This window comes from Streptomyces sp. NPDC002104 (assembly GCF_053593795.1).
The window spans coordinates 106,005-119,119 of record NZ_JBSFDF010000006.1; the positions used below are offsets into that span (position 1 = coordinate 106,005).

17 protein-coding genes and 1 tRNA gene are annotated in these 13,115 nt (G+C 69.8%); 12 read left to right on the plus strand and 6 right to left on the minus strand.

The genetic code is table 11. From position 1 onward, the window contains the following. The first annotated feature begins 66 nt into the window (after positions 1-66). The 5 genes from ACWCP2_RS07690 to ACWCP2_RS07710 all read left to right on the plus strand — a co-directional run bounded on the left by ACWCP2_RS07690 (position 67) and on the right by ACWCP2_RS07710 (position 3,524). Positions 67-1,488, plus strand: a complete 1,422-nt coding sequence (locus ACWCP2_RS07690) for an amino acid permease (protein ID WP_450907675.1) — start codon at positions 67-69, stop codon at positions 1,486-1,488. 75 nt (positions 1,489-1,563) lie between these two features. Beyond that, complete coding sequence (locus ACWCP2_RS07695) at positions 1,564-1,986, plus strand: Mov34/MPN/PAD-1 family protein (protein ID WP_450907676.1); 423 nt, start codon at positions 1,564-1,566, stop codon at positions 1,984-1,986. Positions 1,987-2,085: 99 nt separating this feature from the next. Further along, a complete protein-coding gene (locus tag ACWCP2_RS07700; protein WP_323182362.1) occupies positions 2,086-2,193 on the plus strand; it encodes a putative leader peptide in 108 nt (35 codons plus the stop codon). A gap of 93 nt (positions 2,194-2,286) precedes the next feature. Then, entirely contained in the window at positions 2,287-2,574 is a 288-nt protein-coding gene (locus ACWCP2_RS07705) for a MoaD/ThiS family protein (RefSeq protein WP_450907677.1), read from the plus strand. Further along, positions 2,574-3,524: a PLP-dependent cysteine synthase family protein gene (locus ACWCP2_RS07710; RefSeq protein ID WP_250741132.1), complete on the plus strand. Its 951-nt coding sequence runs from the start codon at positions 2,574-2,576 to the stop codon at positions 3,522-3,524. Before ACWCP2_RS07705 ends, ACWCP2_RS07710 begins: the two co-directional genes overlap by 1 nt. 446 nt (positions 3,525-3,970) lie before the next feature. On the opposite strand, the gene ACWCP2_RS07715 is transcribed toward ACWCP2_RS07710, so the two are convergent. Both ACWCP2_RS07715 and ACWCP2_RS07720 read right to left on the minus strand, forming a co-directional pair. Beyond that, on the minus strand, positions 3,971-4,378 hold the full coding sequence (locus ACWCP2_RS07715; protein ID WP_450907678.1) for a DUF488 domain-containing protein: 408 nt from the start codon (positions 4,376-4,378) through the stop codon (positions 3,971-3,973). Further along, entirely contained in the window at positions 4,327-4,752 is a 426-nt protein-coding gene (locus ACWCP2_RS07720) for a hypothetical protein (protein ID WP_450907679.1), read from the minus strand. Before ACWCP2_RS07720 ends, ACWCP2_RS07715 begins: the two co-directional genes overlap by 52 nt. Positions 4,753-4,978: 226 nt before the next feature. Here ACWCP2_RS07720 and ACWCP2_RS07725 point away from each other — a divergent pair, with 226 nt between their 5' ends. After that, positions 4,979-5,731, plus strand: coding sequence for an MBL fold metallo-hydrolase (locus tag ACWCP2_RS07725; protein WP_266908447.1), 753 nt, complete (start codon positions 4,979-4,981; stop codon positions 5,729-5,731). Positions 5,732-5,817: 86 nt separating this feature from the next. Here the strand turns inward: ACWCP2_RS07725 and ACWCP2_RS07730 are convergent, their stop codons facing one another. Both ACWCP2_RS07730 and ACWCP2_RS07735 read right to left on the minus strand, forming a co-directional pair. Continuing rightward, positions 5,818-7,083 carry a PTS transporter subunit EIIC gene (locus tag ACWCP2_RS07730; RefSeq protein ID WP_450907680.1) on the minus strand — a complete coding sequence of 422 codons (1,266 nt, stop codon included), beginning with the start codon at positions 7,081-7,083 and terminating at the stop codon, positions 5,818-5,820. 403 nt (positions 7,084-7,486) lie between these two features. Then, positions 7,487-8,788, minus strand: a complete 1,302-nt coding sequence (locus ACWCP2_RS07735; protein WP_450907681.1) for a PTS transporter subunit EIIC — start codon at positions 8,786-8,788, stop codon at positions 7,487-7,489. A 221-nt stretch (positions 8,789-9,009) separates the two neighbouring features. Here ACWCP2_RS07735 and ACWCP2_RS07740 point away from each other — a divergent pair, with 221 nt between their 5' ends. The 4 genes from ACWCP2_RS07740 (at position 9,010) to rdgB (ending at position 11,392) form a co-directional block, all read left to right on the plus strand. Further along, positions 9,010-9,306: a glucose PTS transporter subunit EIIB gene (locus ACWCP2_RS07740; RefSeq protein ID WP_450907682.1), complete on the plus strand. Its 297-nt coding sequence runs from the start codon at positions 9,010-9,012 to the stop codon at positions 9,304-9,306. Between the two features lie 130 nt (positions 9,307-9,436). Continuing rightward, the gene (gene rph / locus ACWCP2_RS07745) at positions 9,437-10,168 is read left to right on the plus strand and encodes a ribonuclease PH (RefSeq protein WP_383948597.1); all 732 of its coding nucleotides are present in this window, start codon (positions 9,437-9,439) and stop codon (positions 10,166-10,168) included. 146 nt (positions 10,169-10,314) lie between these two features. After that, positions 10,315-10,701, plus strand: coding sequence for a hypothetical protein (locus ACWCP2_RS07750; protein ID WP_450907683.1), 387 nt, complete (start codon positions 10,315-10,317; stop codon positions 10,699-10,701). 43 nt (positions 10,702-10,744) lie between these two features. Beyond that, positions 10,745-11,392 (plus strand): RdgB/HAM1 family non-canonical purine NTP pyrophosphatase, encoded by a 648-nt coding sequence (gene rdgB / locus ACWCP2_RS07755; RefSeq protein ID WP_450907684.1) that lies wholly within the window; start codon positions 10,745-10,747, stop codon positions 11,390-11,392. Between the two features lie 90 nt (positions 11,393-11,482). Here rdgB and ACWCP2_RS07760 read toward each other — a convergent pair. Further along, positions 11,483-11,565 (minus strand) — tRNA-Leu (locus tag ACWCP2_RS07760). 233 nt (positions 11,566-11,798) lie between these two features. After that, entirely contained in the window at positions 11,799-12,266 is a 468-nt protein-coding gene (gene bcp / locus ACWCP2_RS07765) for a thioredoxin-dependent thiol peroxidase (RefSeq protein WP_250741149.1), read from the minus strand. 64 nt (positions 12,267-12,330) lie between these two features. Here bcp and ACWCP2_RS07770 point away from each other — a divergent pair, with 64 nt between their 5' ends. Together ACWCP2_RS07770 and ACWCP2_RS07775 are read left to right on the plus strand one after the other, a co-directional pair. Further along, a complete protein-coding gene (locus ACWCP2_RS07770; protein ID WP_450907685.1) occupies positions 12,331-12,699 on the plus strand; it encodes a DUF3618 domain-containing protein in 369 nt (122 codons plus the stop codon). Between the two features lie 46 nt (positions 12,700-12,745). Continuing rightward, entirely contained in the window at positions 12,746-13,087 is a 342-nt protein-coding gene (locus tag ACWCP2_RS07775) for a GroES family chaperonin (protein WP_250741151.1), read from the plus strand. Positions 13,088-13,115: the final 28 nt, after the last annotated feature.

The following is a 13,115-nucleotide window of genomic DNA, read 5'->3' on the forward strand; positions in this document are numbered from 1 at the left end:
GGGATCGAGGACCCGATCCGCTGCCAGTCATGGCGCGGGTCGGCGTGGAGAAAGGCGCACCAAGACATGACCTCCGTACAGGTCGACGAGCAGCAGCACGACACGGGCGAGGGCGACGGATACCACCGCGCGCTCGGAGCCCGCCAGATCCAGATGATCGCGATCGGCGGCGCCATCGGCACCGGCCTCTTCCTGGGCGCCGGCAAGGCCATCTCCAAGGCCGGCCCCAGCCTGATCCTGGCCTACGCCATCGCGGGCCTGGTCATCTTCTTCATCATGCGGGCCCTGGGCGAACTGCTCATGTACCGCCCGGTGTCCGGCTCCTTCTCGGACTACGCCCGGGAGTTCCTCGGCCCCTTCTGGGGGTACGTGACCGGCTGGACCTACTGGCTCTTCTGGGTGGTCACCGGCATCACCGAGGTCACCGCCGCCGCGCAGTACATGTCGTACTGGACCCATGACAGCTTCCCGCAATGGGCTTACGCGCTGATCTTCACCGTCATCCTCTACGGCGCCAACCTGATCTCCGTGAAGCTCTTCGGCGAGCTGGAGTTCTGGTTCTCCATGGTCAAGGTCACCGCCATCGTCGGCATGATCCTGATCTGCGCCGGCATCCTCACCATCGGCTTCTCCGACGCGGCCGCCACCGCCACCGTCTCCAACCTGTGGAGCGACGGCGGCTTCTTCCCCAAGGGCATCGGCGGCACGCTGATGACCCTGCAGATCGTGATGTTCGCCTTCCTCGCCGTCGAGCTGGTCGGCGTCACCGCCGGCGAGTCCAAGGACCCCGAGAAGACCCTGCCCAAGGCCATCAACACCGTGCCGTGGCGCATCGCCGTCTTCTACGTCGGCGCGCTCATCATGATCCTGTCGGTCGTCCCGTGGCACGAGTTCCAGCCCGGCGTCAGCCCCTTCGTCGCCGCCTTCGAGAAGATGGGCCTCGGCGTCGGTGCCGCCATCGTCAACTTCGTCGTCCTGACCGCGGCCCTGTCCTCCTGCAACTCGGGCATGTACTCCACCGGCCGCATGCTGCGCGACCTCGCCCTCAACGGCCAGGGCCCGAAGTTCTTCACCAAGCTCACCAAGAGCGGCACCCCGCTGGTCGGCACCACCTTCTCGGCCGCGCTGATGCTGGTCGGCGTCTGGATCAACTACGTCGCCCCGGGCAAGGCCTTCGACTACGTCGTCTCCTTCGCCACCATCTCCGGCATGTGGGCCTGGATCATGATCCTGGTCTGCCAGATCCGCTACCGCGCCGCCTCCGACCGCGGCGACCTGCCCGCGTCCCCGTTCCGCGCCCCCGGCGCCCCGTACACGAGCTACTTCGCCCTGGCCTTCATCGGCATGGTCATCGTGATGATGGGCATCGACAAGGACGCCCGGGTCTCGCTCTACTGCGCCCCGCTGTGGGGTCTGCTGCTCGGCGTCTCCTACCTGGTGATGAAGTCCCGCGACCCGCGCGGTGCCGCCTTCACCAAGGCCTCGTAAGGGTCCTGTCCAGCATCCGGGCCCTCCCGTACCAGTCCTCGGTACGGGAGGGCCCGTCTGCTTATCCTGTCGCTCATGCTGACCATCACCCAGGACCTGTACGACCGGATCGTCGAGCACGCCCGTCAGGACCACCCCGACGAGGCCTGCGGCGTGGTGGCCGGCCCGGCGGGCACGGACCGCCCGGAGCGGTTCGTGCCGATGCTGAACGCGGCCCGGTCGCCCACGTTCTACGAGTTCGACTCCAAGGACCTGCTCAAGCTCTACCGCGAGCTGGACGACCGGGACGAGGAACCCGTCATCGTCTACCACTCGCACACCGCCACCGAGGCCTACCCCTCGCGCACGGACGTCACGTACGCGAACGAGCCCGGCGCGCACTACGTACTGGTCTCCACGGCGGACAAGGACGGCCTGGGGGAGTTCCAGTTCCGGTCGTACCGGATCGTCGAAGGTGTGATCACGGAGGAAGAAGTGCAGGTCGTAGCGGCTTACTGAGGCACCGCCGAGGGGCTACTTCTCAGTATGTGAGCGATATCCGTCCACGATGCGGGATCACACTCCAAACCAGGCACCGGGAATCGTTAACATGACCGCATGGTTTCCCACGACGTGAGCATCGAGACGCCCGGCAGGCTGCTGCTTGTGGCGCGGCTGCACGTCGACCTGTGCCGCCTCGCAAGCGCCATCTGTACAGCCGCCTGAGCCCCGACGGCCCCCTCGCGGGGCCGCGCGGGCCCACGCCTGCTCCGCTTCGCTTCGCCCGCCTTCCCTTCACCATCCTGACTGGAGCCTGCCATGGCCATCGAGGTCCGCATCCCCACCATCCTCCGCACCTACACCAACGGCGAGAAGGCCGTCACGGGCGCGGGCACGACGCTCTCCGAGCTGTTCTCCGACCTGGAGACCCGCCACACGGGCATCAAGGAGCGCATCGTCGACGAGGCCAAGGGCGGCGAGCTGCGCCGCTTCGTCAACGTCTACCTCAACGACGAGGACGTCCGCTTCCTCGACGGCATCTCCACCGCCCTCAAGGACGGCGACAACGTCACCATCCTCCCGGCCGTGGCCGGCGGCTCGAAGTAATGCGCTACGACTCCCCGCTGGCCGCGGTCGGCAACACGCCGCTCGTGCGCCTGCCCCGGCTCTCGCCCTCGGACGACGTCCGCATCTGGGCGAAGCTGGAGGACCGCAACCCGACCGGCTCGATCAAGGACCGCCCCGCGCTCCACATGGTCGAGCAGGCCGAGAAGGACGGCCGGCTGTACCCCGGCTGCACGATCCTGGAGCCCACCTCGGGCAACACGGGCATCTCCCTCGCGATGGCCGCGAAGCTCAAGGGCTACAAGATCGTGTGCGTCATGCCCGAGAACACCTCTCAGGAGCGGCGCGACCTGCTGGCCATGTGGGGAGCCGAGATCATCCCGTCGCCGGCGGCGGGCGGCTCGAACACGGCCGTCCGCGTCGCGAAGGAACTGGCGGAGCAGAACCCGTCCTGGGTGATGCTCTACCAGTACGGCAACCCGGACAACGCGGGCGCCCACTACGCCACGACCGGCCCGGAGATCCTCGCGGACCTCCCCTCGATCACCCACTTCGTGGCCGGCCTCGGCACCACGGGAACCCTCATGGGCGTGGGCCGCTATCTGCGCGAACACGTCCCCGGCGTCAAGATCGTCGCGGCCGAACCGCGCTACGACGACCTCGTCTACGGGCTGCGCAACCTCGACGAGGGCTTCGTCCCGGAGCTCTACGACCCCTCCGTCCTGACGACCCGCTTCTCGGTGGGCTCGGCGGACGCGGTCACCCGCACCCGCGAACTCCTCCAGCAGGAGGGCATCTTCGCGGGCGTCTCCACGGGCGCGGCCCTGCACGCGGCGATCGGCGTCGGCCGCAAGGCGGTGGCGGCGGGCGAGTCGGCCGACATCGTCTTCGTCGTGGCCGACGGCGGCTGGAAGTACCTGTCGACGGGCGTCTACACGGCGGCGACGACGGAAGAAGCGATCGAGGTCCTCCAGGGCCAGCTCTGGGCGTAGCCCTGGCGTCGGCGTCGGCGGCGGAGGTGGCCTGGTGCCGGTCGGCCTTGGCCTGGGCGCTGGGTTGGCTGCGGGTGGGGCCGGTGCCGGGGGCGGGGTGGGGTGTCGGCCTGGACTGCATGATTTAGGCGCCCTGGTTCGAACGTTCGACAGTTGTGGCTTTCCTGTGCGCCACAAATCACGCTTTACGTCCCGGCCAACACCCCACCCCGCCCCCGTCCCCGGCCCGGCACTCCGCAGCCTCCGGCCCCGGGGTTCTTCAGCCGTCCTGCGCCAATTCAGCCTCGCCGGCGTTTGAGGCGCGGGGTCTGGGGCGGAGCCCCAGGGGGTCCGGGCGCAGCCCGGTACCCCCTTCAGCCTCGCCGGCGTTTGAGGCGCGGGTCCGGGCCGGCCCGGGGAACGGTGGAAGGGCGGGTCGGGGACTTCGCCCCGCAGGGCCGACCCGGCTAGCGCCGGAGGGAGTGCGGGGCGTCGAGGAGCAGCGCGGCCAGCACCCCCGCGTGGCTCGCCTCCGGATCCCTGACGGCGGTCAGCAGCGTGACGGGCCCCGCCGAGGCCACGCCCCGTAGCCGCCCCAGCTCCGCCTCCGCCTCCTCCGAGCGAAGCTCCACCGCGTACCGCTCCCGGAACTCCGCCACGGACCCGCCCCCGTGGAACCACTTCCGCAGCTCCCCCGACGGGGCAACCGCCTTCGCCCAGTCGTCGACCGCCGCCGCCTCCTTCGACAGCCCCCGCGGCCACAGCCGGTCCACGAGCACCCGGACGCCGTCGAGCCCCGGCTCCGGGGGATCGTAGACCCGCTTCAGCCGGACGGCCCCGGCCCCGGCCCCCCGAGACCCTTCACCTCGTCCCACACCGCCGGATCCACCACTCCCAGCGGCCGCGCCCTCGCGAACTCCCATACCGACACCTCCACCACCCGGTCCGCCTCCAGGAACGCACCCCGCGCCCCCACCATCCCCGGTGGCAGCGGGATCACCCCGGCGCGCCGGTCGTCGTACTTCCCGGTGATCCGCGCGATCCGCGCCCGGTGGCCCCGTACGCCCAGCACCAGGACGGTCCGCCCGTCCTCCAGCGACCACAGCTCGCCGGCCCGGGGCCGCGGCAGCGGGCCCGGCCCGTGCGGCGGATCCGCGGCCCGCCCCGCCCGCCGCGCCCGGCGGGGGAGGAGCACCAGCAGGATCACGACCAGCACGGCGCCGACGGCCGGCCACCAGGACGTGTCCATACTCCGACCGTAGTCCTGCCCGGCACCCCCGGCGCGGCAGCGCACGGCAGCACACGGCGCCCGCACGGCAACCCGGGTACGCCCCGTCGCTCCCCCGGGTGACAGCTCAGGTGATTCGCCCCACAACGGCCTGCCGCGGAGGAGCGACCGGACGTTTCGCGCCTTACGCTCGACCCACGCACGGCCCGCATTCCGTCCACGGACCGTCCACGGAGGTTCACGCTCCATGAAGCTCACCGTCGTCGGCTGTTCGGGGTCGTTCCCGTCCGCGGAATCGGCCTGTTCGAGCTACCTCGTCGAGGCCGACGGCTTCCGGCTGCTCCTCGACATGGGCAACGGCTCCCTCGGCGAGCTCCAGCGCCACATCGGGCTCTACGACCTCGACGCGATCTTCCTCAGCCACCTGCACGCCGATCACTGCATCGACATGTGCGCGTACTTCGTCGCCCGCTTCTACCGCCACGAGGGCGGCCGCTGCGGCACCATCCCCGTCTACGGCCCCGAGGGCACGGAGAAGCGGCTGTCCACCGCCTACGAGGACGTCCCCGACGAGCGTTCCATGAGTGAGGTCTTCGACTTCCGGACCCTGAAGTCGGGCACCTTCGAGATCGGCCCGTTCCAGGTCCGCACCGAGAAGGTCTGCCATCCGGTCGAGTCGTACGGGATCCGCGTCGAGCACGGCGGCCGCTCGCTGACGTACTCCGGCGACACGGGGGTCTGCCCCGAGCTGGGCCTGCTCACCGAGGACACCGACCTGTTCCTGTGCGAGGCCTCCTTCACGCACGGCAAGGAGGACATCCCGGACCTCCACCTCAACGGCCGCGAGGCCGGGGAGTTCGCCCGCGCCGGCCGCGCCGGCCGGCTCGTCCTGACCCACATCCCGCCGTGGACGGACGCCGAGCGCAATCTGGCGGACGCCCGCGCGGTCTACGACGGCCCGGTGGAGCTGGCGTACACGGGCGCGGTGTACGAGGTCTGAGCCCCGGGCTTCCGCAGGCGTACGGGAAAGCCCCCGCCCTCCCTTCCGGGAGAGCGGGGGCTTTCGCGTGGTGCGGGGCGGGAGGCCTACTTGGCCTCGGCCTTCTCCATCTCGGCGAGCTCCTCGTCGGACTCGCGGCCCGGCGTCGGAAGGTTGAACTTGGTGATCGCGAAGCGGAAGCCGAAGTAGTAGACCGCTGCGAAGACCAGGCCGATCGGAAGGATCATCCAGGGGGACGTGGCCTTGTTCCAGCCGAGGCCCAGGTCGATCAGGCCGGCCGAGAAGGTGAAGCCCGCGTGGACCCCGAGCGCCCAGGTGACGGCCATGGACACGGCGGTCAGGACCGCGTGGATGGCGTACAGGAGCGGCGCGATGAACATGAAGGAGAACTCGATCGGCTCGGTGACACCGGTGACGAACGAGGTGAGGGCGAGCGAGACCATCATGCCGGTGACCGCCTTGCGGCGCTCCGGACGGGCGCTGTGGGCGATGGCCAGGGCGGCGGCCGGGAGGCCGAACATCATGATCGGGAAGAAGCCGGTCATGAACATGCCCGCGTCCGGGTCGCCGGCGAAGAAGCGGGTGAGGTCACCGTGGACGACCGCGCCGGTGGCGTCGGTGAAGTCACCGATCTGGAACCAGGCGACGGCGTTGACGAACTGGTGCATGCCGATCGGGATCAGCGCGCGGTTGATCAGGCCGAAGATGCCCGCACCGACGGAGCCGAGGCCGGTCATCCACTCGCCGAAGTTGGTGATGACCTCGCCGATCGGCTCCCAGGCCAGACCGAAGAACACGCCGACGAGGACGCCGACGAAGGCCATGATGATCGGGACCAGGCGGCGGCCGTTGAAGAAGCCGAGCCAGTCCACCAGCTTCGTGCGGTGGAAGCGCTGCCACAGGACCGCGGCGAGCAGACCCATGATGATGCCGCCGAGGACACCCGGGTTGTTGTACGTCGCGGCGACGTCGACACCCTTGTTCTCGGTGGTGTTGACGATGGCCTCGGTCACCGGGAAGGCGGTGAGGACGTTCTTGTAGACCAGGAACCCGACCAGCGCCGCGAGGGCGGTGGAGCCGTCGGCCTTCTTCGCGAAGCCGATCGCGACACCGATGCAGAAGAGCAGCGGCAGGTTGGCGAAGACGGCGTCACCGGCGGTGGCGAACACCGTGGCGACCTTGCCCCAGCCGAGGCCGTCCTTGCCGAAGACGTCGGGCTGGCCGAGGCGCAGCAGGATACCCGCGGCCGGCAGGACGGCGATCGGCAGCTGAAGGCTGCGGCCGACCTTCTGCAGACCCTGGATCAGGCCGGAGCCCCGCTTCTTGGCGGGAGCGGCGGTGGCCGTACTCATCAACTTCCTCCAGTGGACAAGACGCTGCCTGGGGGCATGGCGAAAGGGGGATGGCCGCGTCTCAGGAAAGGGGAGGACCCCGGGCCGAAAGGCCTACGTGGTCTACACCACTCAGTGGTGTAGACCAGTTGTAGCACGGTGAGGTCCGCGTAAGGAACCCACCAATTCCGTGGTGGAAGACACACCGGGACATACATGGCAAAGGCCTCCGGACCCTGTGGGTCCGGAGGCCTTCGTCCTGCGTATGTCCGCCCTGGCCAGGGCTTGTGTCATCCCGCGAGAGGGCTTTGGGCCGCCTCGAAGGGGGGCCTCGCGCGGCCCCCGGCGGGGCCTTCGCCGGGATGCGGGGGTACTGAGGGCCCTTCCGCCCGGCGGTGTGCGCGGGCCGGAAGTCCTTGCCGGCCTACGCCTTGGTGTTCTCCGCCTGCATGACCGCGATCTCCTCGTCCGACTCCCGGCCGGGCGTCTTGATGTCCCACTTGGTGATCGCGAAGCGGAAGACGGCGTAGTAGACGACCGCGAAGCCGAGGCCGATCGGAATGATCAGCCAGGGCTTCGTCGCCAGGCTCCAGTTGATGACGTAGTCGATCAGGCCGGCCGAGAAGCTGAAGCCGTCCTTCACTCCGAGGGCCCACGTCACCGCCATCGACACACCCGTGAGCACGGCGTGGACCGCGTACAGGGCCGGTGCCAGGAAGAGGAACGAGTACTCCAGCGGCTCCGTGATGCCGGTGACGAACGACGTCAGGCCGACCGACAGCATCAGTCCGCCGACCTCCTTGCGCCGGGCCGGCTTCGCGCAGTGGGTCATCGCCAGCGCCGCCGCCGGCAGGGCGAACATCATGATGGGGAAGAAGCCGGAGAGGAACTGGCCGGCGTTCGGGTCTCCCGCCAGGAACATGGGGATGTCGCCGTGGACCGTCTGCCCGTCCGGCTTGGTGTAGCTGCCGAACTGGAACCACACCGGCACGTTCAGGAACTGGTGGAGGCCGATCACCAGCAGCGCGCGGTTCGCGAGGCCGAAGATGCCGGCGCCGATCGATCCCAGACCCACGAGCCAGTCCGAGAAGCTCTCCAGCGCGTTGCCGATCGGCGGCCAGATCCACAGGCAGAGCACGGCGAAGGCGATCGCGACGAAGGTCATGATGATGGGGACCAGGCGGCGGCCGTTGAAGAAGCCGAGCCAGTCGACCAGCTTCACGCGGTGATAGCGCTGCCAGAACCATGCGGCCAGCAGGCCCATGATGATGCCGCCGAAGACACCCGGATTCTGGTAGGTGTACCCGAGGAAGCTGTCGCCCGCCCCCAGGCAGGCGCCCTTGATGTCCCTCGTCCCCGCCGGGCAGGACTTGGGGAAGGCGTGCAGCACTCCCCGGTAGACGAGGAATCCGACCGCCGCCGCGAGGGCGGTCGAGCCGTCGGCCTTCTTGGCCAGACCGATCGCGACGCCGATGCAGAAGAGCAGGGGGAGGCCGAGGTCCGCATCGAGCAGGGCGCCGCCCGCAGAGGCCACGACCTTGGCGAAGTTCGTCCAGCCCAGGCCGCCCTTGCCGAACACGTCGTCCTGACCCAGCCGGTTCAGGATGCCCGCCGCCGGCAGCACGGCGATCGGCAGCTGCAGGCTCCGGCCCATCTTCTGGAGCCCTTGGAACAAGCCGTTCCACCACTTCTGCTGGGGCACTGCTGCGGCGCTGCTCGCGCTCATCCGCGTCCTCCCTGACCGGCCCGTTTTTGGCAGTCGCGACACTTGCGGCACACTGGTGTAGACCACTTGTGTGGCGATCGCATTTCACCCGCCCGAGGGCAGGTTGGTGCTGATCGTCATCATTCGGCAGATACCGGGCATGTGCCCGCGTAGCTGGTCCAATCGTGGGCTACCGTGACGAAGCGGACCGCCCTGGTTGGTCGGTCGGTCGGGCGGCAGGCGTGCACACGCCGGGCGCCGGATGTCAGTCGGACTCGTTCTTCGTAGAACTCAGGGAGAAACACATGGCCACCAAGGCTGAGAAGATCGTCGCCGGGCTCGGCGGCATCGAGAACATCGAAGAGGTCGAGGGCTGCATCACCCGCCTGCGCACCGAGGTCATCGACCCGAGCAAGGTCGACGAGGCCGCGCTGAAGGCCGCCGGCGCCCACGGCGTCGTCAAGATGGGCACCGCGATCCAGGTCGTCATCGGCACCGACGCCGACCCGATCGCCGCCGACATCGAAGACATGATGTGAGCTGAGCCCACCGGCTCGCACGCACACCCGTGCACGCGCCCCCGGGCGCACCCGTACCTACGACAGGACCCCGACCGGACGCACCCGGACGGGGTCTTTTCGTACCCCCGCACCGGCTAGGCTCGGGGCCATGTCTCGCATCGACGGCCGTACGCCCGAACAGCTCCGCCCGGTCACCATCGAACGCGGATGGAGCAAGCACGCAGAGGGCTCCGTCCTCGTCTCCTTCGGGGACACCAAGGTCTTCTGCACCGCCTCCTTCAGCGAAGGCGTCCCGCGCTGGCGCAAGGGCAGCGGCGAGGGCTGGGTCACCTCCGAGTACTCGATGCTGCCCCGCGCCACGAACACCCGCGGCGACCGCGAATCCGTACGCGGCAAGATCGGCGGCCGCACCCACGAGATCTCCCGCCTGATCGGCCGCTCGCTGCGCGCCGTCATCGACTACAAGGCCCTCGGCGAGAACACCATCGTTCTGGACTGCGACGTCCTGCAGGCCGACGGCGGCACCCGCACCGCGGCCATCACCGGCGCCTACGTGGCCCTGGCCGACGCCATCTCCTGGGGGCAGGGCAAGAAGCTCATCAAGGCCGGCCGCAAGCCCCTGACCGGCACCGTCGCCGCCGTCAGCGTCGGCATCGTCGACGGCGTCCCGCTCCTCGACCTCTGCTACGAGGAGGACGTGCGCGCGGAGACCGACATGAACGTGGTCTGCACCGGCGACGGCCGCTTCGTCGAGGTCCAGGGCACCGCCGAGGGCGAGCCCTTCGACCGCAAGGAACTCAACGCCCTCCTCGACCTGGCCGCCGGCGGCTGCGCCGACCTGGAGGCGCTCCAGCTGAGCGCCCTGGAGCTCACGCTCTAGAGCGACTCCGGGCCGCCCGGCGCGAGCCACGGCAACCGCGCGGCCCGTCCGCGCGTCTCTCGGGATACGGGTGCACGGCGTCGAAGCCGTGCGCCCGTCCACGTATCCGCACGCCTGCACCGATCCACATCCTCCTGGGGGCCGAAGTGAAGCCGAAGTACCGCCTGGCAGCCGTCGCCCTGACGGCAGCGCTCGCCATACCCGCGATCACCTCCTGCGACGCGATCTCGACCGCGATGGACTGCGCGAGCACGGCGGTCGCCATCACGGACGGCGCCAACGACCTCCAGCAGGCGGTCTCGCAGGCCGGCAACAGCCCGCAGGACGCCCAGAACGCGCTCAACGCGATCGAGGCCAACCTCAAGAAGGTCGGCGACCAGACGGACAACGCCGATCTGAGCAAGGCCATTTCCTCGATGAACACGGCCGTCCAGAACGTCCGCACCTCCATCGAGAGCGGCACCACGACCCCCGACGTCACCCCGGTCGCGGAAGCGGCGAAGGAGATCTCGAAGGTCTGCACCCCCGGCTGAGCCCGGCCGGGGCCCGCGGGCGCCGGACCGGAATAATGGCCTCATGACCTCGACGCCGACTCCGCCCCCCGCCGCCTCCGCCGGCGCTTCCAGCCGTCTGATCCTCGCCACGCGCAACGCGGGCAAGGTCACCGAACTCCACGCCATCCTGTCCGCCGCCGGCCTGCCGCACGAGCTGGTCGGCGCGGACGCGTACCCGGAGATCCCCGACGTCAAGGAAACCGGGGTCACCTTCGCCGAGAACGCCCTCCTGAAGGCGCACGCCCTGGCCCGGGCGACGGGCCTGCCGGCCGTCGCCGACGACTCGGGCCTCTGCGTGGACGTCCTGAACGGCGCACCGGGCATCTTCTCGGCCCGCTGGGCCGGCACCCACGGCGACGACAAGGCGAACCTCGACCTGCTGCTGGCCCAGCTCGGCGACATCGCCGACGAACACCGCGCCGCCCACTTCTTCTGTGCGGCCGCCCTCGCCCTCCCCGACGGCACGGAACGCGTGGTCGAAGGCCGCCTCCTGGGCACCCTGCGCCACACCCCGGCGGGCACGGGCGGCTTCGGCTACGACCCGATCCTCCAGCCCCTCGGTGAGACCCGCACCTGCGCGGAACTCACGGCGGCGGAGAAGAACGCCATCTCCCACCGCGGCCAGGCCTTCCGCGCCCTGGTCCCGGCGGTGAGGGAACTGCTGGGCTGACCCGACCCGACCCGACCCGACCCGACCCGACCCGACCCGCACACGTCGAAGGCCCGACTCTCCGAGTCGGGCCTTCGATTCATCGGGCTGTGCGGCCTGAGGGATTCGAACCCTCACGGGATTTCTCCCATTGCGACCTAAACGCAAGGCGTCTACCGTTCCGCCAAGGCCGCTCAGAACCGGTCAAATTTTGTCATCGAGCTCGACCGGCTGCCGATCAGTGTACGGCGGACCGGCGCTCGCGGGCGACAGACTTCCGTCGGCGATTCCGGCGCCAGGTATCGGCAGGCGCATGGCAGTTGGGGCACCGGCGCGAGCGGGCGCGGTCGGTCCGGGGCAGGCGGCGCCGAAGCGGCGCGGCCCGCACCGGGCGGGTGCGGGCCGTGTCTGCGGAAGGGGGGTGGGGTCAGATGCCCAGGTCCTTGATGATCTTGGCTACGTGGCCCGTGGCCTTGACGTTGTAGAGGGCGCGTTCGACCTTGCCCTCCTCGTCGACGATCACCGTGGAGCGGATGACCCCGGTGACGGTCTTGCCGTACAGCTTCTTCTCGCCGAACGCCCCGTACGCCGTCAGGACCTCCTTCGAGGGGTCGCCGACCAGGGTGACCTTCAGGTGTTCCTGCTCGCGGAACTTCGCCAGCTTCTCCGGCTTGTCGGGCGAGACACCGATGACGTCGTAGCCGGCCGTGGCCAGGACCGCCAGGTTGTCCGTGAAGTCGCAGGCCTGCTTCGTGCAGCCCGGCGTCAGCGCGGCCGGGTAGAAGTAGACGATGACCTTGCGGCCCTTGTGGTCGGCGAGCGAGATCTCGTTGCCGTCCGCGTCGGGCAGGGTGAAGGCGGGGGCGATGTCGCCCGGCTCAAGTCGCTCGCTCATGCTCAACAGTCTCCTCAAGAGGGGATCGGTACGAAGTCGAGACTAAGCTGCTGACTGACTGTTCATGGCGGGCTACGCCCGCCATGGGACCGACCACGACGACGGAGGCAGCGCGGTGCCGGAAGCCAGGACCCCCGCACAGATCGAGGCGGACATCGTCCGCCGCCGCGAGCAGCTCGCCGAGGCGCTCGACGAGATCGGGGTGCGCATGCACCCCAAGACGATCGTCGGGGACGCCAAGGCCAAGGTGGTCAGCAACGTCGACCACGTCGTCGGCCGCGCCGTGGCGACGGTGAACCGTCTCGTCACCGACGCCCGCGACGGGCTGCGGCACGACGACGGCGCCCCGCGCGTCGAGCGGATCGTGCCGGTCGCGCTGCTCGCGGCCGGGGTCGTGGGCCTGCTGGTGCTGTCGGCGCGACGCAAGCGCTGATGACCCTGGGGGGTGCGGGGCCGGTGTGGGCGGGTAGGTTCGGGGCGTGAGCGAGAACACCACCACCCACGACAAGCTGCCCATCCGCATGCTCCACGACCGCGTGCTCGTGAAGTCCGATTCGCCGGAGGGCGAGCGCCGCTCGGGCGGCGGCATCCTGATTCCGGCGACGGCCGCGGTGGGCAAGCGGCTGGCCTGGGCCGAGGTGGTCGCGGTCGGGCAGAACGTACGGACGGTCGAGCCGGGGGACCGGGTGCTGTACGACCCCGAGGAGCGGGCCGAGGTGGAGGTGCGCGGGGCGACGTACCTGCTGATGCGGGAGCGGGACCTGCACGCCGTGGCCGCCGAGCGGCTGGGGTCGGAGGACTCCACGGGGCTCTACCTCTAGATCCTGGGATCCATCCCGGGATTCTGGG

What these genes read in the sequence shown, in the direction of transcription:
- rdgB (WP_450907684.1), top strand. Translation starts at nt 10,745, where the DNA reads ATGACCTCGACGCCGACTCCGCCCCCCGCCGCCTCCGCCGGCGCTTCC.
- ACWCP2_RS07700 (WP_323182362.1), top strand. Translation starts at nt 2,086, where the DNA reads ATGGTTTCCCACGACGTGAGCATCGAGACGCCCGGCAGGCTGCTGCTT.
- bcp (WP_250741149.1), bottom strand. Translation starts at nt 12,266, where the DNA reads ATGAGCGAGCGACTTGAGCCGGGCGACATCGCCCCCGCCTTCACCCTG.
- ACWCP2_RS07720 (WP_450907679.1), bottom strand. Translation starts at nt 4,752, where the DNA reads ATGGACACGTCCTGGTGGCCGGCCGTCGGCGCCGTGCTGGTCGTGATC.
- rph (WP_383948597.1), top strand. Translation starts at nt 9,437, where the DNA reads ATGTCTCGCATCGACGGCCGTACGCCCGAACAGCTCCGCCCGGTCACC.
- ACWCP2_RS07770 (WP_450907685.1), top strand. Translation starts at nt 12,331, where the DNA reads ATGGCGGGCTACGCCCGCCATGGGACCGACCACGACGACGGAGGCAGC.
- ACWCP2_RS07710 (WP_250741132.1), top strand. Translation starts at nt 2,574, where the DNA reads ATGCGCTACGACTCCCCGCTGGCCGCGGTCGGCAACACGCCGCTCGTG.
- ACWCP2_RS07730 (WP_450907680.1), bottom strand. Translation starts at nt 7,083, where the DNA reads ATGAGTACGGCCACCGCCGCTCCCGCCAAGAAGCGGGGCTCCGGCCTG.
- ACWCP2_RS07725 (WP_266908447.1), top strand. Translation starts at nt 4,979, where the DNA reads ATGAAGCTCACCGTCGTCGGCTGTTCGGGGTCGTTCCCGTCCGCGGAA.
- ACWCP2_RS07705 (WP_450907677.1), top strand. Translation starts at nt 2,287, where the DNA reads ATGGCCATCGAGGTCCGCATCCCCACCATCCTCCGCACCTACACCAAC.
- ACWCP2_RS07695 (WP_450907676.1), top strand. Translation starts at nt 1,564, where the DNA reads ATGCTGACCATCACCCAGGACCTGTACGACCGGATCGTCGAGCACGCC.
- ACWCP2_RS07735 (WP_450907681.1), bottom strand. Translation starts at nt 8,788, where the DNA reads ATGAGCGCGAGCAGCGCCGCAGCAGTGCCCCAGCAGAAGTGGTGGAAC.
- ACWCP2_RS07690 (WP_450907675.1), top strand. Translation starts at nt 67, where the DNA reads ATGACCTCCGTACAGGTCGACGAGCAGCAGCACGACACGGGCGAGGGC.